This is a genomic window from Methylobacter sp. Wu1, assembly GCF_036553575.1.
Taxonomy (GTDB): domain Bacteria; phylum Pseudomonadota; class Gammaproteobacteria; order Methylococcales; family Methylomonadaceae; genus Methylobacter.
Genome location: NZ_JAZHOC010000050.1, coordinates 1 through 18798, shown reverse-complemented (window position 1 = coordinate 18798; position 18798 = coordinate 1). Strand labels below are relative to the sequence as shown.

Annotated in this window: 21 protein-coding genes; 9 read left to right on the top strand and 12 right to left on the bottom strand. The window is 41.3% G+C overall.

Annotation, left to right across the window (positions count from 1 at the left end):
• Positions 1-14 precede the first annotated feature (14 nt).
• Genes pabC through V2P20_RS08885 form a run of 6 tightly spaced genes read left to right on the top strand, consistent with a single transcriptional unit; the run spans position 15 to position 4596 of the window.
• Positions 15-848 carry an aminodeoxychorismate lyase gene (pabC, locus tag V2P20_RS08910; RefSeq protein WP_331817856.1) on the top strand — a complete coding sequence of 278 codons (834 nt, stop codon included), beginning with the start codon at positions 15-17 and terminating at the stop codon, positions 846-848.
• Complete coding sequence (gene mltG / locus V2P20_RS08905) at positions 845-1843, top strand: endolytic transglycosylase MltG (protein WP_331817855.1); 999 nt, start codon at positions 845-847, stop codon at positions 1841-1843. The genes pabC and mltG overlap by 4 nt, the downstream gene beginning before the upstream one ends.
• Complete coding sequence (tmk, locus tag V2P20_RS08900) at positions 1840-2463, top strand: dTMP kinase (RefSeq protein WP_331817854.1); 624 nt, start codon at positions 1840-1842, stop codon at positions 2461-2463. Before mltG ends, tmk begins: the two co-directional genes overlap by 4 nt.
• Before the next feature lie 2 nt (positions 2464-2465).
• Positions 2466-3452 (top strand): DNA polymerase III subunit delta', encoded by a 987-nt coding sequence (locus tag V2P20_RS08895; protein WP_331817853.1) that lies wholly within the window; start codon positions 2466-2468, stop codon positions 3450-3452.
• A 4-nt stretch (positions 3453-3456) separates the two neighbouring features.
• Entirely contained in the window at positions 3457-3807 is a 351-nt protein-coding gene (locus V2P20_RS08890; RefSeq protein WP_194968755.1) for a PilZ domain-containing protein, read from the top strand.
• Positions 3808-3816: 9 nt separating this feature from the next.
• Positions 3817-4596: a TatD family hydrolase gene (locus tag V2P20_RS08885; RefSeq protein WP_331817852.1), complete on the top strand. Its 780-nt coding sequence runs from the start codon at positions 3817-3819 to the stop codon at positions 4594-4596.
• Between the two features lie 4 nt (positions 4597-4600).
• Here the strand turns inward: V2P20_RS08885 and V2P20_RS08880 are convergent, their stop codons facing one another.
• Positions 4601-5389 (bottom strand): methyltransferase domain-containing protein, encoded by a 789-nt coding sequence (locus V2P20_RS08880; RefSeq protein WP_331817851.1) that lies wholly within the window; start codon positions 5387-5389, stop codon positions 4601-4603.
• A gap of 169 nt (positions 5390-5558) precedes the next feature.
• Between V2P20_RS08880 and V2P20_RS08875 the strand changes: the two genes are divergently transcribed.
• Both V2P20_RS08875 and V2P20_RS08870 read left to right on the top strand, forming a co-directional pair.
• A complete protein-coding gene (locus V2P20_RS08875; protein ID WP_331817850.1) occupies positions 5559-6335 on the top strand; it encodes a PEP-CTERM/exosortase system-associated acyltransferase in 777 nt (258 codons plus the stop codon).
• Positions 6325-9201, top strand: a complete 2877-nt coding sequence (locus V2P20_RS08870; RefSeq protein ID WP_331817849.1) for an EAL domain-containing protein — start codon at positions 6325-6327, stop codon at positions 9199-9201. Before V2P20_RS08875 ends, V2P20_RS08870 begins: the two co-directional genes overlap by 11 nt.
• Positions 9202-9206: 5 nt before the next feature.
• On the opposite strand, the gene V2P20_RS08865 is transcribed toward V2P20_RS08870, so the two are convergent.
• From V2P20_RS08865 to V2P20_RS08855, 3 genes are all read right to left on the bottom strand, one after another.
• Entirely contained in the window at positions 9207-10406 is a 1200-nt protein-coding gene (locus tag V2P20_RS08865; RefSeq protein WP_331817848.1) for a hypothetical protein, read from the bottom strand.
• A 10-nt stretch (positions 10407-10416) separates the two neighbouring features.
• Positions 10417-10857 (bottom strand): hypothetical protein, encoded by a 441-nt coding sequence (locus V2P20_RS08860; protein WP_331817847.1) that lies wholly within the window; start codon positions 10855-10857, stop codon positions 10417-10419.
• A 97-nt stretch (positions 10858-10954) separates the two neighbouring features.
• Positions 10955-12082, bottom strand: coding sequence for an aminotransferase class V-fold PLP-dependent enzyme (locus V2P20_RS08855; RefSeq protein ID WP_331817846.1), 1128 nt, complete (start codon positions 12080-12082; stop codon positions 10955-10957).
• A gap of 142 nt (positions 12083-12224) precedes the next feature.
• On the opposite strand from V2P20_RS08855, the gene V2P20_RS08850 reads away from it, so the two are divergent.
• On the top strand, positions 12225-12623 hold the full coding sequence (locus V2P20_RS08850) for a hypothetical protein (protein WP_331817845.1): 399 nt from the start codon (positions 12225-12227) through the stop codon (positions 12621-12623).
• A 284-nt stretch (positions 12624-12907) separates the two neighbouring features.
• On the opposite strand, the gene V2P20_RS08845 is transcribed toward V2P20_RS08850, so the two are convergent.
• The 8 genes from V2P20_RS08845 to V2P20_RS08810 all read right to left on the bottom strand — a co-directional run bounded on the left by V2P20_RS08845 (position 12908) and on the right by V2P20_RS08810 (position 18679).
• Complete coding sequence (locus V2P20_RS08845; RefSeq protein ID WP_331817844.1) at positions 12908-13336, bottom strand: DUF29 domain-containing protein; 429 nt, start codon at positions 13334-13336, stop codon at positions 12908-12910.
• 205 nt (positions 13337-13541) lie between these two features.
• The gene (locus tag V2P20_RS08840) at positions 13542-14666 is read right to left on the bottom strand and encodes a zonular occludens toxin domain-containing protein (protein ID WP_331817843.1); all 1125 of its coding nucleotides are present in this window, start codon (positions 14664-14666) and stop codon (positions 13542-13544) included.
• Positions 14666-14941 (bottom strand): DUF2523 domain-containing protein, encoded by a 276-nt coding sequence (locus V2P20_RS08835; protein ID WP_331817842.1) that lies wholly within the window; start codon positions 14939-14941, stop codon positions 14666-14668. Before V2P20_RS08835 ends, V2P20_RS08840 begins: the two co-directional genes overlap by 1 nt.
• Position 14942: 1 nt before the next feature.
• Entirely contained in the window at positions 14943-16337 is a 1395-nt protein-coding gene (locus V2P20_RS08830) for a virulence factor TspB C-terminal domain-related protein (protein ID WP_331817841.1), read from the bottom strand.
• A 49-nt stretch (positions 16338-16386) separates the two neighbouring features.
• A complete protein-coding gene (locus V2P20_RS08825) occupies positions 16387-16716 on the bottom strand; it encodes a hypothetical protein (protein ID WP_331817840.1) in 330 nt (109 codons plus the stop codon).
• A 41-nt stretch (positions 16717-16757) separates the two neighbouring features.
• Positions 16758-16970 carry a major capsid protein gene (locus V2P20_RS08820; protein WP_331817839.1) on the bottom strand — a complete coding sequence of 71 codons (213 nt, stop codon included), beginning with the start codon at positions 16968-16970 and terminating at the stop codon, positions 16758-16760.
• A 66-nt stretch (positions 16971-17036) separates the two neighbouring features.
• Complete coding sequence (locus tag V2P20_RS08815) at positions 17037-17342, bottom strand: hypothetical protein (RefSeq protein WP_331817838.1); 306 nt, start codon at positions 17340-17342, stop codon at positions 17037-17039.
• The gene (locus V2P20_RS08810; RefSeq protein ID WP_331817837.1) at positions 17339-18679 is read right to left on the bottom strand and encodes a replication initiation factor domain-containing protein; all 1341 of its coding nucleotides are present in this window, start codon (positions 18677-18679) and stop codon (positions 17339-17341) included. The genes V2P20_RS08815 and V2P20_RS08810 overlap by 4 nt, the downstream gene beginning before the upstream one ends.
• Positions 18680-18798: the final 119 nt, after the last annotated feature.

The following is an 18798-nucleotide window of genomic DNA, read 5'->3' as shown; positions in this document are numbered from 1 at the left end:
AATGCTTCTTGCTGATGATTCTGGTAAATGGCGAATGCAAGCAGCATATTGAGATATCTGATCGCGGCTTTCAGTATGGCGATGGATTATTCGAAACAATAGAAGTTAGAAATGGGCAACCTGTATTTCTCGATCGGCATTTAAAGCGCTTAAATACAGGTTGCCGTCGGCTCCATATCCCATGTCCGGATCCTGAACTGATTACCGCCGAAGCTCTCGATCTTTGCAAAGGTTCGAGTTTAGCTGTACTCAAATTGATAGTCACTCGAGGGTCTGGCGGACGAGGCTACCGTCAGCCAGACTTAATTCAACCTACCCGCGTATTAAGCCTTCATCCTTATCCCGATTATCCTTCCTCATTCGGAGAGCAGGGCATTGTTGCCCGTTTTTGCACCACTCGTTTAGGGTTGAACCCATCATTGGCGGGAATTAAACACATGAATCGGCTCGAACAGATATTGGCACGGGCCGAATGGAATGATCCAGCTATTCAGGAAGGAATTATGATGGATGTCAATGATCATATTATCGAAGGGACTATGAGCAATCTTTTTTATGTTAAAAATGGTTCAGTTTACACCGCATCACTGTCTCAATCGGGTATTGCCGGCGTTATGCGCAGTATTATTATAGAAATATTGTCAAGTAGTCATATTAAAACAGTTGAGAAGCCGTTTAAGAAAAATGAATTTTTATCGGCTGATGAAATCTTTGTCAGCAATTCAATCATTGGTTTATGGCCAATCAATCAAATTGAAAACAGACATTTCTCAATAGGCCCGATAACCAGACAAATACAATCTTGCCTCGACAGACTGAAAAGCGGGGCGGAGGCGTCTTTGCCATGACCATCAAAATTATCGGATTTACATTGTTGATCTTCAGTTTTACAGGCGGATGGGCATGGACTGACTATCGAAGCGCAGTAAAAAATCCTGTAGTGCTCGATAAACAGGTTTATATAGATATTGAAAAAGGCGACTCATTAAACCGGATCACTGATAAATTGATCGATCAGAACGTGGCCATTAATCCAATCTGGTTTAAAGTTTTCGCCTACACAAGCGAATCGGCCAAAAAAATTAAAACAGGAGAGTACGAATTAGCGCCTGGTTTAAATATACCGGAAATATTAGCCTTATTCGTTCAAGGCAAAACCAAGCAATATGCGATTACCTTTCCAGAAGGGTGGAGTTTTAAGGATATATTGCAGGAAATCCAGAAAAACCCTTATCTGGAGCATACTTTAAACAGCACTGATATTGAAGCTCTAATGCTGCAAATTGGAACGGATGCGAAGCATCCTGAAGGCATGTTTTTTCCCGATACCTATTTCTTTGAAAAACACATGTCCGATGTTTCTTTGTTAAAGCGAGCTTATGACAAGATGCAACAGGTATTGCAACAGGCATGGCATAATAAAGCCGAGAATCTGCCTTTTAAAAACCCTTATGAGGCGTTGATTCTCGCTTCAATTGTAGAGAAGGAAACCGCAGTAACTGAAGAAAGGCCTTTAATTGCTGGCGTATTTATTCGCCGGCTTGAAAAAGGAATGTTGCTGCAAACCGATCCTACAGTAATTTATGGCATGGGGGAGTTCTATAAAGGCGATATTACTTACGAAGATTTAAAAAATACCACTCCTTATAATACTTATGTTGTAAAAGGCTTACCGCCTACCCCGATAGCCATGCCCGGGCAAGATGCCATTTATGCGGCCCTGCATCCTGATAATGGCGATAGCCTTTATTTTGTTTCGCGTGGTGATGGAACGCACGTCTTTTCGTCAACATTAAAAGATCACAACCGAGCGGTTGATACCTTCCAAAGGAAAAAACAGTGACTAGAGGAAAATTCATTACCTTGGAAGGCGGAGAAGGTGTAGGCAAAACCACGAACCTGTCTTTTATAAGCAGCTATTTGCAAAATCACGGTATTGATGTCATCGTTACTCGCGAACCCGGCGGTACCCGATTGGCGGAAAAGATACGCGAGTTACTATTGGATTCGAATAATGAGAGCATTTCAGAATCGGCAGAATTGCTGCTTATGTTTGCAGCAAGGGCTCAACATATCAAACATGTCATAGAGCCTGCGCTGTCGCAAGGGAAATGGGTGCTTTGCGATCGTTTCACTGATGCGACCTATGCCTATCAAGGAGGCGGCCGCAACATGAATATAAATACTATAGAATGGTTGGAAAATCTCATACAAGGCACTCTGCGGCCTGACTTGACATTGTTGCTTGATGCGCCCGTTGAGGTTGGTATTGAGCGGGCAAGAGATCGGGGGCAACTGGACAGATTTGAATCTGAAAAAATCGACTTTTTTGAACGCGTCAGGCAGGCTTATTTAAGACAAGCCGAGCTTTACCCTGAACGAATCAAACTTATTAAGGCGGATCAACCATTAAGCGATGTGCAAAATAAACTCATTGACATGCTCAGGCCATTAATAAGATGAGAATGTCTAATACATTATTGCCCTGGCTAAAGCCCGGCTGGGAGCACCTTCACAGTTATATTACTCAGAAGCGCATTCCACAGGCTTTGCTTATTACTGGTAACAGAGGGCTTGGCAAGCAACATTTAGCTAGCCAGTTCGTTTTTTCTCTGCTTTGCGCAAATCCCCAGTCCGATGGTTTATATTGCGGTTCCTGCGACAGCTGCAAACTGCTCAATGCCGAAACGCATCCTGACCTTATTAATATTCAGCCTGAAGAAGCCGGCAAAAGCATTACCATTGCCCAAATCCGCAACTTAATCACCCAACTGACCTTAAAACCTCAATTCGAAGCTTATCGCGCCGTTATTGTCAGTCCGGCCGACCAGATGAATCATGCAGCAGCCAATGCCTTTCTAAAATGCCTGGAAGAGCCGACAGAGCGCACTCTCATTATCCTAATTACAGATAAACCGGCAAAATTACCCGCAACGATAGTCAGCCGATGCCAGAAGCTGGTAATTAACACTCCAGCCAGAGAAACAACGCTTGCATGGCTTAAGCAGCAAAATGTTCAGGAAAACGCAGAATTGCTATTCGGGCTGGCTAGAGGAGCGCCGTTGTTAGCCCAGCAATATGCGGATGAAGGTTATACTGGCATGCGTCATGAGTGCTTCAAGTCGTGGATGGGCATCGCAAGACGACAGCGCAATCCTGTCATGATTGCGGAAGATTGGTATAAGCTGCCTGAATCTCCGTTATTGTTCTGGATTACATCCTGGATTATCGATTTAATTAAATGTTCTTATTCGGCAAATATTGAAAATTTATATAACCCGGACTTGGCAGATTCCTTGAAAGAAATGTCACAACAGCTAGAATTAAAAAGAGTTTACAAATTGTATGACTTATTACTGGCAACTCGCCAGCGACTGGATTCTCCAATCAATAAACAATTGATGTTTGAAGAGATCTTAATAAAATGGTCTGAAATTAACTTGAGCAAATAATACCATGGCAGAATCATCCCCCAGACAAGGTATATTGTCGCTGTCAATTAAAGATAAAAACGCTTTATATGCCGCTTATATGCCTTTTGTGATCAATGGCGGCCTGTTTATTCCCACTAATCGGGAATATCAAATGGGCCAGGAAGTTTTCATGTTGTTAAATTTAATGGAAGAAACCGAACGGCTTCCTATTGCCGGGAAAATAATCTGGAAAACGCCGCCGGGTTCGGAAGGCTATCGAGCAACCGGCATTGGCGTACAGTTCAGTGACCAGGATGGCGGCATGGCTCGCAATAAAATAGAAATGTATTTAGCAGGTAGCTTAGGTTCTGACCGCTCAACCCACACCATGTGATTTTATCGAATGCTTATCGACTCTCATTGCCACCTGGATCGCATCGATCTGGAACCCTACCAACACGATTTTTCCTGTTTTATGAAGGAAGCGGAGAATAATCAAATTGAACATATGCTATGCATAGCCATTGATTTAGAATCCTATTCGGCCATGCATGATCTGGTCTCAGGTTATTCTCAAATTTCCCTTACCGTTGGAGTTCATCCGAATGTTCAGGACGGCAAGGATCCTAGTGTTGATGAGCTTGTCGCTTTAGGCCAAGAGAAAAAGGTTATTGCAATAGGGGAGACAGGCCTTGACTATTTCCGCAGTAAAGGCGATCTTGATTGGCAGCACCAACGTTTCAAAAAGCATATTACCGCAGCAAAGATTCTAAAAAAACCGCTGATCATTCATACCCGCGAATCAAGGCAAGATACATTACGAATTTTGGAAGAAGAGAACGCTCGTGATATAGGCGGGGTTATTCACTGTTTTACCGAAGACTGGGATTTTGCCGAAAAAGCGTTGGATTTGGGGTTTTATATTTCTTTTTCCGGTATTGTGACGTTTAACAGCGCTAAAGAAATCAAGGAAGTAGCAAAAAAAGTACCTGCGGACCGTTTTCTTATTGAAACTGATTCGCCTTACTTAGCGCCGGTTCCATTCCGTGGAAAGCCAAATTATCCTACCTACGTACGTTATGTAGCTGAACATATAGCTGAATTAAGAGGCACAAGCTTTCAACAGATAGCGCAACAGAGTACGGAAAATTTTAAAAGACTTTTTAAATTGGAGATTAGCTAGATTCTTAGCTAAAAGGTTTGATACCACTCACCATGATTATATTGACGCTGCAATAGAAAGAGTTCTCTAATGCAGCCTGCTTCAATTCCATGCGCCATTGCTCCAATTCCTTTTGAGTAATAATATTATCTGATAAAGCTTTATTTTCAACGCTTTCCTGTAACGACAAGGTATAAAACAATTCCAGATCATTGGTATATAGAGGAAAAACATCAATTTGAATGTCACTAAAATATGCCCTGCTGAACAATCGATATAAACTTCGCCCTGAATAACTATTTGGAATAAGCTTTTCCAAGCGATAATTTGATAACAATCGCTCTATTTTGACTGATTGACAATCGATAGACAGACTTGCCCAATCTGTATCGATGATTACCACACTTCCTCCTGGTTTTGTGACTCTACGGACTTCGCCTATTACTTGTTCTGGATTTTTTAGGTGCATAAAAAGTCGCTCACTTCGACAGCTGTCAAAGTAATTATCTGCAAAAGCCAAAGAGCCGGCATCTCCTTGTTGAAAGCCGACAATACGACTCATCTTTAAAGTTTCTACCTGTTCTAATGCCTCTGCTAACATAGCTTCATCGTAATCAACACCAATAACAAGACCATCCGGCGATACTAATTTCCCCAGCTCAATAGCATCAACACCAGGGCCACATCCCAAATCAAGAACTGTATCGCCTTGCTTAATTTGCATTTTTTTATAGCTAATTTGCTTAATAGGTGCAAAAATTTCGCCTGCTTTCTTGAGGTAATCAACGTCAACAGGTCCTTTGAATTTAGGCATATAATTTTTCCTGTTAGGATAAATAGCGTTTTTATTCTATGTTTATCTATAAAATAGACTATGATCTCATTAGAATCATATAAAATTATAGTGAACTAATATTAATCAAAAATCTACCATTAGTGTGTAGATTTTAAAGTGCTTACAAAAAAAAGAGAAATGGATAGCCATGAAGATCAAAGAAGATATAGGAAGTCATTATTCAAAATATTTTCAGATAGTCAATGTTAATACAAAAGAGTTAAAAAACATCGCCTATAAATTGCGATACAGCGTGTTTCATGAAGAATTCGGTTACCGTAATTTAGGTAATCGACTAAACAATAATATGGAGATTGATGAATATGATGACTATTCTTTGCACAGCCTGTTATTCCATAGGCCAAGCAATCAGGCAATTGGTTATATACGACTGATTCCTCAAACAGAAAAATATAGAAAACCATTACCGATCAAAAAATATTGCGGAAAAAACTTTAATTTTAATAGTACTAATCTTCAGGTAGATGGAAAAAATATAGGCGAGCTTTCGCGGATGGCCATTATTTCATCTTTTAGAAAACGGCCTTTTGATAGCTACGATCTGGATCAAGAGAATATTAGCCAGTCTAAAAACATAGATGGTGAAAATAAACGTTTCCCAATCAATTACTTACCTATGTGTCTCATTTCGGCCGCAATATATTTCTTATTTAAGGAAAATATGGAATATGGTTTTGCCATGATAGAGCCGCGTTTTGCAATTTTATTGCGCCATTTTGGTGTGCAATTTGATCAAATAGGGGAACCTATTGAGTGCTTTGGAATACGAGCTCCTTATGTATTTTATCCAGAAAATACCTACAGAAATTTAATACCGGAATTTCATAGTCTATTTGATAAAATAAGCGAAGATTTAAATGGACAGAATGTAATAGAAAATACCGCTCATCTTAATGCAAGATAATATCAAGAAAAAAAGCAGATTTCTGAGCCTTACCTGGAAAGCAATTTTAGCCGTAAGCATAGCCATTCTGACATCTTCAGGCAGTGTTTTTATATTCGGTAATCTGACATTAGAAAAAAATTATTCGCAGGAGCGAGATAGGGTTCATCGCTTTTATCAACAAGCATTCGATAGTATTCTGCAACAGTCAAAGCTTGATCAAATTGATATTACCTGGATCATTCCCGCTGTCATTAGTCTTGACCTATCATCTCAGCAGGCATTAGGTCAGATAGAAAAAATTATTAACGCCAATTGGTTCAAAATAGAGCTTGAGTCTGATATCAAATCCGCTTATTTATTTTCAAAAAAAGGAGATTTGCTGAACAGTTGGGGCGATACAGTATTAAATAAGGAAGTTTTTTCGCCGTGGCTCAATTATGTATTTGAAAATGAAGAGCCTTTTGAAAAAATTCTTTGTAGTATCAACTGCGTGCAATATAAGGCTTATCCTTTTTTGCATAATGGAGAGTTTATTGGGGTCTTTATATTTGGAAGAGACCTAGCCGATATGGTGCTAAGGATGAAAGCCATTACCGGTAAGGAAATTGGAATTCTAGTACAGAATAATGAAAATGAAATAGTCTCGACAAAACCGACTCTAGATAAATGGTCAAAGGCCATCATTGCATTAACGGAATATGAAAAAAGCTTTCCGCTCTTGCTGGCTGTTATGAATAAACTGCCAGATAGTTTACCCCAAAAAAAAGCACGCTTTGAATACAATAATAATGATTATGAAATAATTATTTTCCCATTCAGCAAAGACAATAATATTGCTGATCTTGTTATTATTGATAATTTAAGTGAAGAATTAATCGATATTCATAGATCATCGATGTTGTATGCTCTAAGCGGCACAATAAGCTTAATCTTGGCAGGTGTGATTTTATTACTTTTACTGATTAAACCAATGAGGCGTTTAAATGCATTCATTGCTTTGCTGCCCTGGATAGCCAAGAAAAATTATTTAAAAGTAAATGAAATTATGCCCGTTTCTTCTGGGCATAAATTATTTAATGATGAAATTGATATATTAAATAACGCCACGCAAGATTTGATCCTTACGTTAAAAAACCTGGATAGAGATGTTGATCTGCGTACGCAACGACTGGCCGAACGGAGTGTTGAACTGCAACAAGAAAAAAATCTGGTTTCCAATATTCTTAATACAGCTCAGGTTATTATTATAATAATTGATAATAACGGAAGAATTGTAATGAGCAATAAATATGCCGAGAAACAGATCGGTTATAGCGAAAATGAATTAAAACGGCAACTATTCGTTAACCTGGTTTTCGGCCATGAGGATATAAGAACTATTTCTAATGCAATTGAAGAAATATCCAACCAGCAGAGAAGAACATTTCGTTATGAATGCATTCTATTTTCATCAAAAGGAAATGAATTATATATTTCATGGTTTTTTACTCTTATAAAAAATAATAAAAAAACTGAAATATTATCCGTTGGTCTGGATTTGACTGAGCGTAGAATAACAGAAAAAAAATTATCATGGCTTGCAGATCATGATCCATTAACCAATTTATATAACCGGCGCAGATTTGATCAGGAATTGGAGAACGCACTAACCATTGCCAATCGGTATAATCAAAAAGGAGCCCTTATTCTTTTTGATATAGACCAATTCAAAAATATTAATGATAGCAGCGGCCATAATGTGGGCGATGAGTTATTGATTAAAGTCGCTGATAAACTGCTTTCAATAATTCGTGATACGGATATTGTTGCCAGATTAGGCGGAGATGAATTCGTAGTAATTTCATATTGCATTGATCAGGACCATGCTGAGAAAGTAGTACAGAAAATATGCGCCGAGATTGCCACAGTTAAAGTTACAGTTAACAATATTGATCTAGGCGTGACTATCAGTGCGGGCATGCTAATTTTTCCAGCTCCCGGTTTTTCTTCCCAAGAATTGATGGCAACCGTAGATATCGCCATGTATAAAGCAAAACAAATGGGCAGAGGAGGGTGGTGTCTCGCTTCTATGGAGGATCTAGCTAGGGATGAAATACGGCATAGAGTAAATTGGAAGGCAAAAATTGAAAAGGCGTTAGAAGAAGATCGGTTCATTCTTTATTATCAACCCATAATGAAAATCGCTGATAAAAGTATCTCTCATTATGAATGTTTATTAAGGATGATTGATGAAAATGGAGAAATTATCCCGCCAGGCATGTTCACCGGTATTGCCGAACACTTTGGGCTAATCACCAAAATTGATCAAAGAGTCATTGATCTCGCTTTTAAAAAACAGTCTTTATTTATTAAACAGGGACTGGACATTCATTTATCCATTAACTTGTCCGGTGAAATGCTCTCAAATCCTAATGCATTTTCTATAATAGCTGAGCATCTTGATAGGTGGAATGTTCCTGCTCACAAATTCATTTTCGAAGTTCTCGAAACGCAGGCTGTCACAAATATACAAGCAGCTCGTGATTTCATGACTTATGTTACAAATATAGGTGGTAAATTTGCTTTGGATGATTTTGGGGTCGGTTTTTCATCTATGAGCCATCTAAAACAATTACCTGTTCAATATTTAAAAATCGATGGCGGCTTTATCAAGAATCTTGCCAATAATAGAGAAGATCAGCTTTTCGTAAAAGCAATTAATGATGTCGGGCAGGGAATGGGGATAAAAACAATTGCTGAGTTTGTTGAGAATGAAACGATATTGAAAGAATTATCAGAAATGGGGGTAAACTACGCTCAAGGTTATGGTATAGGCAAACCTATGCCTGAACCTGTATTTAGTTCATATGGAATTCACCTTCAGCCTGAGCTGGAGGTGAATTAATTTGATTAGAAATCATAGGATAGCATCACTGCATATAAATCCCAATGTTGCTTTGTAGCTCCAGTATTTTCTAATCTGGATATTGTTCCTGTCCCGTTTATATGATGATATTCGGTACTGAGAAGCAAACCTGGAATTAATTTAAATCGTAAACCAACAGTCCAATCTTTAGCAAATCGTGAATAGGCTGGCACACCAGTGCTAGCAGAGAACTTATCTCCATGTTTATCATCTTTATCCCAGATAAGCTGATCATATCGAACCATACCTTCCAGATAAGATGTAAATTTGTAAATTCCTTGCAGATAATAGCCTTGACCTGTTATATCAGAATCAAGGACATCAAAATTACTCAATCGTAGACCGCGGAACTCATATTCTCCAGTCAACGACCATCTTTCAGCATTATATTGAGCAGAAAAAATCAGTGGTTTAAATTGGAACTGCCCTTCATTTAATTTAGTTGGATCTAAAAAGTGGCCATTGAATTCAGCATAAGTAATTGCTAGCCGAACTTCGCCGCCTCTCCACTCATAATTTAAACGACTAACCCAAGAAGTATCGCCGTCTAACTTTTTAAATTGATTTTTTAAATCAGGATCCTCAGTACGCGGAACAATGGTTCCAATATGAAACGAAAAATCTCCCCAATCGGTATTTTGCTCACCATAGAAATAGCCACCATCAGCAGACAACGCACTGTTCCGATTGATGTCAAAATAAATTGATTGTGGCAAAAATATACTTGGTCTGGTAGATGCGACATCTCGAGTGTCATTATATAAACCTAATGGCGTTGGAACTCTTCCAGCTTTAATGCCTAATAAACTGTCCTCAGATGAGTATAGGCGATAATCAGCCAGTCCATAATCAATACGTAAACCTTGTTCATCAGTTTTTCCTGCATCCCGCCATACTACCTGCATCGCTATTTGCAAATCAGGGATGATACGCCATGAGCCATTAATTCCTAATTCCCTGAAATCATCAGAAATATTGTCATCAGTTGTACCAAAGAAATTATTATCCGATGTGTGAATCAATGCTTGAGAAAGGAAACCATGTATTTGTACTGTATCCGGCAACTCCGGCAGCCAGTTTTTTTCAGCTGCGATTGCATTGCTGGAAATAAACGGGGTTATTACCACAACATTGCAAATGAGCAGTCTTGTAAGGTTATTTAAATTAAATTTGCCAACATACATGCACATTTCCTTATTTAATATCCAACCGCTTGATACCATTTGTTAAATCACTTAAATTTAAATAACCTACAGACCCCGGCGTTTTTTCTATTTTTTCGATCATTTCCTCCTTGCTTTCTACAAGAATTGGAGCCTGACCTGATCCGCTGAATACTAACTTATCCCAATTTCGGCGCATTTGATGAGGAAAAACATTTAATATCTGTTTGCAAAACTGTTTATGTAATGGATCATCATCATTGAGTACAAAAACTGTCACCGCGGAACCATCGCTCCAACGCAGTAAACGCATCTTGAAAATAGCACTTAACCCATTTCGGCTAATAGTATCCTGCTGATTAGCGCTATTGATGACAGGAATGACTATGTTTTGTTGTTTTTCAATTACAGGAGGCGCGGCTGAAGCGAATTGGCTCAGCAAAAAGATAAATAGAATGAACACCAAGCTCATTCTCAATCGTAATCGAAAGAATAGGGCGATTTGTTGCAAACTGGATAACCGGTTATTAATAGAGTCGTTTTTATATAGAGAAATCTAACGGGAACTGTTAATCGCAATACAGTTCCATTATAGATATCGCTTTCTTTAATTCTTCATTATTATTATAAAAATGTGGGGATAACCGTATTCCGCCACCGCGTAAAGCACAGACAATGCCATTTTTCTGCAAGTATCTATAAAAAGCATTATTCTGGGCTGTTCCGTGCTTGAATATTATAATACCGGAATTTAATTGATTTCGCTTCTGAGATAATAAAATTAACTTCTCGTTTCTATGAATCTGTTCCATTAAATAGTTTGTTTTTTCCATAATCAAAGATTCAACAGTTGTCATCCCGGTTTCCAGTAATAACGACAAACTGGCAGAGAGTGCATGAATTCCCAGCATATTCGGGCTGCCACATTCAAAACGACGGGCAGTAGGATGAACTTCCCATGGCTTATTTTCATAATTATAGGTGTCTTTCATCATGTGCCAACCGTATTGAGTCAATTTTAGTCTATCTCTAGCTGTAGGCGTAGTATAGAAAACACCCAAACCCTCAGGACCTAACATCCATTTGTGACCATCAGCCATAACGAAATCAGCTTGATAAGCCTGCACATCAAACTGAACCGCACCTAGGCTTTGAATTGCATCAATACAGAAAAAGATATTGCGCTGTTTACAGAATGCGCCTATCTTTTCCAGATCCAGACGCAGACCCGAAGCGAATTGTATAGAGCTTATCGTTAGTAAACGGGTATTACCATCTACCAACTCAAACAAAGCGTCCTCAGGAGAAGTAGAATTTCTTAAGTCAGCTTGACGAAATTCAATACCTTGTTGCGCCAGAGATTGCCAAGGTAATCTATTAGAGGGAAATTCTTCATTACTGCTGACAATATTGTCGCCGGATTTCCAATCCAGGCCATAGGCGACAAAAGATAGCGCTTCAGAAGTATTTTTAACTAAAGCAATATCATCTGCAGAGGGAGCGTTTAATAAAATTTGAAGCTGGGACCGTAATTCAGATTCTTTAGCCAGCCATTCTGGATAAAAATATGATCCGTATAGCGTATTTTGTTCTGCAAACTTTGCGACTGCCTCGCTGGTTCTTTTAGGCCACGGTGATACGGCCGCATGATTTAAATAAATTAATTCATCGGATAAAGGAAATTCCGGATGTTTCATAGCAATAACTCCAAAAGTAAATGTAATTAGAAATTTCGCATAATGTATATTATGTTAAATTCAATAGTCATCATCATACACGCCGTTAAAAATGCCCGCACCCGTCATTTGTCGGGCAATATTTTTAATGGAAACTATAAAAGTGAAAAAATCCATTGTTATTGATAAATCCTTTTTTGAATTGAGAATGGAAGCAGGCTTAAGCATAGAAGATTGTACGTTAATTTTTGACGTACACAAGCGAACCGTCAAAAGCTGGAACGACGGAATAAGAGAACCGCCCAAGGCGGTTTTTTTATGCCTGATGCTTTATGCCGGTCGTCTCGATTTTTTAGGCAAAAACTGGCATGGGTTCCGCATTCGGCCCGATTGCATTGAATCGCCTGAAGGTGATTTTATTTACAGCTACGAAGTTCGGGCGATCCGGTATCTATACCACGCTGCCGGCATGAATCGGACGGGCATTTGTCGCAATCTGGAAGCGTTCAGCAATGAGAACACAGCAGATGATAAGCCGCGCACGCTTGTCAGTGTCAGCTAATCAATTCGTGCTGGTTTAGGTTAATTAGGGAAAGGGGCAGCATGCTGGATTGATGCCGGACGGTATTCGATAAAGCGTAGCAATGGCCCCTTTCCATTGCCGTTGATAACAGTCGGTTTACATGATACACCGCAGCAGAGCTTTCAGGGGCAAGCCGCTGTATTGATAAATGGGCAATATCTGATAAGGTTCAGATATGGCCCCTGACTGTTTGAATTATTTTTTAGAACCGCAGTACTCGACCAACCTCATCACAGCCGCTCCCTGCGGGTCGCGGGGAAACATTAATCCGGATAAAAGGCGGTATCGCGTATTTGCGACCATGACCAAGGACAAGACGGCGGGAACGTTTCCTCATCCAAACCGGTTTCGGTGGCCGCATCAATAACGGCCTTATCATAGGCCCTTGAAAGCAAGGCATCTAATTGAGACTTGAGGCTTGGGTTATCATCTAAAATCTCTTCGAAGTTGATACGCTGGCCTTTGCATGTCAATTGCCAGCTTCTACCACGCCGAGCCGGTTGATATTTCCACTTAAGCAAATGAACCAATAAAACGACCAACCGGCTTTCTAACGCCCTTCTCTCACTTCGCCCCATTGCTTCGACCTCATCAATCAAATGTTCTATATCCAAATCCGACAAACGGCCCGCACGCAATGCATCGGCTTGATCCTGCACCCAACCATAAAAATCTTTGTCGTATGAAATCATAACGGGATACCCCTATCTATTGTTTTAAAAAGCCTAATAACATTTTAGGCACTTCAATACTTCGATAACAAGAAAGATTAAAAAAGGTTAATAAATATTTTTGGCACGGGTTTTGATGTGGAAAAATAAATATATTTGACTTTTAATGATTACGTTTTAATAGTGTTTATTTTTGGCACAGGGTTTGCCTATTGATGTATTTTTACTAATTTTGACTATTCACCGCGACATGATCCCTTGGCTGATACTTGGTGTAATGGTTTTCAGGCTCAATGTTAACCGGCTCTTTGAATGGATTAAATACCTTGCCGGCCAAATAATCAGTGCAATAGCGAAAAGAGACATTAACCGGGACGGCCTGCTTTGAGTAACACCGGCACCAATCAGGCGTTTTTGCACACGCAACGATATGAGGAACCGCCGTGACCTTAACAAGATCGGCATAGGCCGGAGCCGATGCAGGCACACCAGCTACAGTAGGATTAAAATCAGGATAGATTTTCTTGGCCGAATTGATTGGCACATTAGCGACAGTGCCAGAACCATCCGGCCCGATCGCCTTAGAACTATTTTCAATTGGCTTGATGGTTTCCTTAACTCCCTGAGTTTGACTTGATATTCGAACATAGGTTTTATAACCCAAAACCAAGACAACCAAGACGGCCAACGCAAACGCATAGACAGCCAACGGCAGCCGGTGCTTTTGCTTGGTATGAATCTCAGCAGATTTATAAAGACCAAAGACCTTTTTAGGTAGCTTATATGGCCTCGCATTGGCGGAAGGCAAGGTATCAAGGTTTTCCCGGCATTGTGGAAATTCGTATTGCTCCCTTCCCTTCCACGAAGAAAGCAAATGCACATGCCGACCAATCAAGCGGCGAATATTGGAATGGAATAAATGCGGCCCCTGAGATATAAGCCAGAAATCCAAACCATAATGCCTATGCGTTTCAAGACGCGCTATATCATTCGGCAGTTTGGCGGCAGAATTGGCCGGACGCCAAATCCTTTGAACCTCATCTATAACTATCAAGGCGCCCTTAGGTGCCCAATCCGGCCACTCTTCAACGAACCGGAATTGAGGAAAAATAGACACTACATTATCATCAGTACCGGTTTTATGTTGTTCAGACTGCATAAATTGTTCTAATTCGATGTTAGAACGGCACAGATCACACAATTCAGAGCGGCAATAAATCGGCGTATGGGGCAGTTTTAATTCCGGTATACCATGCACGAAAACCGGCCTGATATCTGGCAGCCGTAACAATTCTTGAACCGTCCACGCAGACTTACCAGCGCCTGGCGTGCCAGTGATTAACGTAATCATTAGACCCTCATGGCAAAAACATTAAGCGCTTTCAATGCCGCCTTGGTTGCATAAGCGCCCATGATAATGCCGAACGCCTCACCAAAACCGGCCATATTAAGCAAGGCAAGCATATCCGATTCAATACTGTTATAGCTGGTTTGCATGGCCCCTATTGCCACATCGAACGCATATTGAACACCACCATAAGTCGCGAACGTGATACCCAGTGCAGCCAAAACACGCAGAGCGATAGAACCCGATATGCCTAAAAGCAATTGACCCAATAAACCCATATCAAATCACCGTCGCAATGATAGCCACTGAAAGTACACCGGCAATACTCAAAATAACCGGCCTGATGTGCGATGCAAAGTCACAGACTGGAGCCATAGACAAAGTATAGGAATTGCCCATAACGCTTAATGTCCGATCAGCAAGGCAAGAACCGCCACCAGAGAATCCGGCTATAGGCGTATTGGTAACAGGCACTTCAGTATTAGGCAGTTTTTTGCCCTCTTCTTTTTTTATCAAATCATTCACCGGTTCAGGATCAGTAAATTCTTCGACCTTTTGATTTATATCATCAAGCGTTTTAGCTGTTGCATCGCTAGTTTCCCTCATAGCAGCATCATGAGCAGTTTGAGCGGCTTTAGCAGCAGCATCAGCAGCAGCGGCGGCAGCAGCTTGGGCGGCCTGCTGTAATGCCGGATCATTGGGATTAGCGGCGGCAGCATCAGCAGCAATTTTAGCGGCATCGGCAGCGGCTTTAGCAGCGGCAGCCGCATCGTTAGCGGCCTTTTGTTTGTCATCCGATTCCTTTTGCTCTAAATCAATATTGTGCTTAGGGATACATTGTAATTGCCCCTCAATGAATCCTCGCTGGGTTCCAGCAGCACAACCTTTAGCATCATCAGCCACACAGGTATAAGTGCCATCATCATGCTGACCCTCCGGACAGGCTATAGGCGCATCAGGCAAACAAGCATCGTTCGCATAGTTTGCATGAGAATGACCCGGACAGTTTAACTGATTCAGTATGCACTGGCTCTGTGACGGACTCCATGTCTCACTAGCAGCGCATTGCGGCGTGTCCTCGCAGTTACCGGTAGAAACATCACGATATTGAGTCGAGGTACATTCCTTAACCTCACAGGAGCCAAAACCATTATCAGTTTCAGGCCACTGACAATCAGCGACACAAGAAAACGATTCACCATCAGAACTTTCATTAACTAAAAGAGGCTCATTACAAACCGGAACCATGCAAACACCGCCACTATTGCGCAATTCCCCAACCGCACAACCGCAAGCACCTAAATCAGATCGGTAAGTTTCATTTTTTGATGAATCACATTGAGGAACAGGTGTAATGCATTGCCCCGTTGACTCATCTCTGACCTGACCTGACTGACAGGCCTGTAAATAAGCACAGTAGTAATAATATTCACCCGTCGCCTGATACGAGGATGTTTGACTGTTAAAAGATCGCTGGGTGCGCTTTGTCGCCTGATTTTGATAACACTGAGTCCAAGCTGCATTGTTAACAATTTGAGTTTGTGAACACTCGTTACCGCCAGAAACACACGCGCTATAAGCCGCACCATCATTTTCAAACCAATGATCGCCAGCAAAAACAGAGACAGAAAAAAACAGCAACAATAACGCTATCAGTCGGAAAAGATAATCCATCCCGCCCCCATGATAGCAATGGCAACCTGAATAATATAAACATCAGAAATCATAGCGCTTTCTTCCAAAGAACCTTCAAAGCCCAAACAGAGGCCCAAACAGCAACCACCATCCAACTTGAGTACTCAACATCAACCAATGAAAGGCCGGTTAAATTATGTTGATAACCTACCTGAGCGCATGACGGATAGACACGTAACAATGAAAAGCTAGTCCCATCAGAAGCATTAAAGGTAAGAGTTCCGGCATCACCACCAACAGAACTGAAACTGACAGGCACAGCACTACCAGTAAGGTCAGCAGAAGCTGGCCGCGATATTTCGGCGTTAGCCGCTTCTGTAAGAGACGCATAACAATATCCATCAAATAGATTAGGCATGATTAAAAAAGGGGGCCTAAGCCCCCTTCCCCGTTGCAGGATTAAAGAGCGCGACGAATATATTTAAAGGCAACAATTGCCACGATGACACCCAACACAGTACCAGCCACTGATACACCATCAGAGGAAGCATCAGTCAAGGCGCTGGTCACTTCAGCAGGAACCGCAGCCGAAGCGGCACCAACACCGGCCAATGAACCAGTTAAAACAGCAGCAGATTTTTTGAAAAATTTTCTCATCTTAATATCACTCAATGTTTAAAGACCCTTTCGGGCAAAATAGCCTAACGGCCAGTATTTCCCAACGGCGGGAAATTCGTTTTAAGCTTTTGCGGCCATCGCAGAAGCTACAGCAGCAACAGGCGAAACATTAACAACCATTTCAGCAAATTGGCCTTTTCCTGTTGCCCTGGTTTCGGTTTCAACGTCGCAGACGACTTCGGTACCGAAATCAATTTTTTTCAGCTTTTCTACAAGCTGAGATTCACCACGCATCTCAATGCCCGCCGATCCTCGCTGACTGTCTTTTTGCTCAAGGCGAGCAATCGTGTAAATCGTTACATAGTCATAGGCATTGCCGTTAAACTCGCCCTTGCTATGTTTCCAACCAATCACTTTCATTTTCATAACGGTATAACTCCCGATTCATAGGTTTTTGTAGGTAAAGAATGGATGTAGTCACTTTCGGCATATTGCGCGAAGGTGTCGAAATTGAGCCGCTTTGGTAGTTCCTGCTTGCCCTCAGTTAATACCTTGATGGCTTCTTCGGCCCCCAAGATTTCACAGATCGTGTAGATATATTTGCCGAATTGGTGCCGAGTCACTTCAACGGCCCGTTCAAAAGTGCTTTCAATGGTCTTTTTGAACGTATCAATTCGAGTTTGAATTTTGTGCATATTGGCCAAGGCCGGATATGCGCCGGCCAAGTACTGGCCGGGCCTTAAAAGGCAGTCAAATGGGATCAACCGATCATCATTTTTAAGTTCGAGTTCAACTCTGATCCAGTTGGGATACTTTTCATGAAAACCGTTAGCCAGTTGAAGACCTTTTTCATAGATTCTTAACAATTTGCCACTTTTACGATTGCCGATATAAAGCGTGCGTCCCTTGCCAGTCGGCTTAATCCAATTACCAACCTGTTCAATATTCGGCGCCCTGCCCCGATTAACAAAAAGACCCGCATGGTACATAGCCAGATAATCATCCATTGAGGTTTTACTATGGAAGTTGTCTGATGCCAGATCGACGCGGGTAAGCTTGGCATCCTTTACAGAGAGCAGGAATTGATAGAGGCGGTATTCCCAGCCCGGTGAAGCCGACATAAGCCCCTGACCTTTCACAGTCACTAGAACGGTATCCTGTTGGCCGCCAATGCAGACCAGCCCCCAGCCGTGATAGCCGAGATCAAAAGAGCTTTTATAGAAGTTCATGCCCGATTCACGCTGGCCGGTTACGCCATAGCCAAAGATATTGAATAGATGAACCGATAAAGCCTCCACATAGTCTTTATCTGTAATAGCAGGATGGCCGGAAGGCAATGACAAGGGGAAATTGCCCACCTTGAACGTAAAGTTCACCCAATCGACAAAGGAATGACGGACATTTTTAGATTTATCCGGCAACGGAATTGCCACTTTCTGAAATTTGCCTTTAGCACCCAAAGAAACAATTTTTAAATATTCTTTGGCTTCCCAACTGGGTAGATTCATCGGCCCGTTAGCGCTCGACTTTCCCCCCCTGTTAGTAAAGGGGGGGACGGCTTGGGCGCTTGCGCGCGCGGCTCCTACGTCCCCGCTCACGCCTACACCCAAGCTTGCAACCCTGCTTACGTATTTTTTCGGTTCTATGGTCGCTTCCATGGCCACCTTTTTTGCCTGGGCAGCAGGCGACAATTTAAACTTTTTGGCAGGCGGCAAGATGCGATCTTGCAGAGATTTAGGCAAGGTATAAAACAACGCATCCATGATTAATTTTCCATCATAAGGTTTAAACCACCGGCTTTAGCCGGTCAGCTTTAGCTGCGATAATCTGGCCAAGGAGGTGGCAATGGACTATAGATACGGCAGCCATACGGTTTACCAAA

Coding starts and splice junctions, on each gene's coding strand:
- V2P20_RS08885 (WP_331817852.1), top strand. CDS start 3,817: ATGCTTATCGACTCTCATTGCCACCTGGATCGCATCGATCTGGAACCC.
- V2P20_RS08860 (WP_331817847.1), bottom strand. CDS start 10,857: ATGAGCTTGGTGTTCATTCTATTTATCTTTTTGCTGAGCCAATTCGCT.
- V2P20_RS08830 (WP_331817841.1), bottom strand. CDS start 16,337: ATGGATTATCTTTTCCGACTGATAGCGTTATTGTTGCTGTTTTTTTCT.
- V2P20_RS08835 (WP_331817842.1), bottom strand. CDS start 14,941: ATGGGTTTATTGGGTCAATTGCTTTTAGGCATATCGGGTTCTATCGCT.
- V2P20_RS08895 (WP_331817853.1), top strand. CDS start 2,466: ATGTCTAATACATTATTGCCCTGGCTAAAGCCCGGCTGGGAGCACCTT.
- V2P20_RS08815 (WP_331817838.1), bottom strand. CDS start 17,342: ATGAAAATGAAAGTGATTGGTTGGAAACATAGCAAGGGCGAGTTTAAC.
- V2P20_RS08875 (WP_331817850.1), top strand. CDS start 5,559: ATGAAGATCAAAGAAGATATAGGAAGTCATTATTCAAAATATTTTCAG.
- V2P20_RS08865 (WP_331817848.1), bottom strand. CDS start 10,406: ATGTATGTTGGCAAATTTAATTTAAATAACCTTACAAGACTGCTCATT.
- V2P20_RS08810 (WP_331817837.1), bottom strand. CDS start 18,679: ATGGATGCGTTGTTTTATACCTTGCCTAAATCTCTGCAAGATCGCATC.
- V2P20_RS08825 (WP_331817840.1), bottom strand. CDS start 16,716: ATGCCTAATCTATTTGATGGATATTGTTATGCGTCTCTTACAGAAGCG.
- V2P20_RS08845 (WP_331817844.1), bottom strand. CDS start 13,336: ATGATTTCATACGACAAAGATTTTTATGGTTGGGTGCAGGATCAAGCC.
- V2P20_RS08840 (WP_331817843.1), bottom strand. CDS start 14,666: ATGATTACGTTAATCACTGGCACGCCAGGCGCTGGTAAGTCTGCGTGG.
- V2P20_RS08880 (WP_331817851.1), bottom strand. CDS start 5,389: ATGCCTAAATTCAAAGGACCTGTTGACGTTGATTACCTCAAGAAAGCA.
- V2P20_RS08870 (WP_331817849.1), top strand. CDS start 6,325: ATGCAAGATAATATCAAGAAAAAAAGCAGATTTCTGAGCCTTACCTGG.
- V2P20_RS08855 (WP_331817846.1), bottom strand. CDS start 12,082: ATGAAACATCCGGAATTTCCTTTATCCGATGAATTAATTTATTTAAAT.
- pabC (WP_331817856.1), top strand. CDS start 15: ATGATTCTGGTAAATGGCGAATGCAAGCAGCATATTGAGATATCTGAT.
- V2P20_RS08890 (WP_194968755.1), top strand. CDS start 3,457: ATGGCAGAATCATCCCCCAGACAAGGTATATTGTCGCTGTCAATTAAA.
- mltG (WP_331817855.1), top strand. CDS start 845: ATGACCATCAAAATTATCGGATTTACATTGTTGATCTTCAGTTTTACA.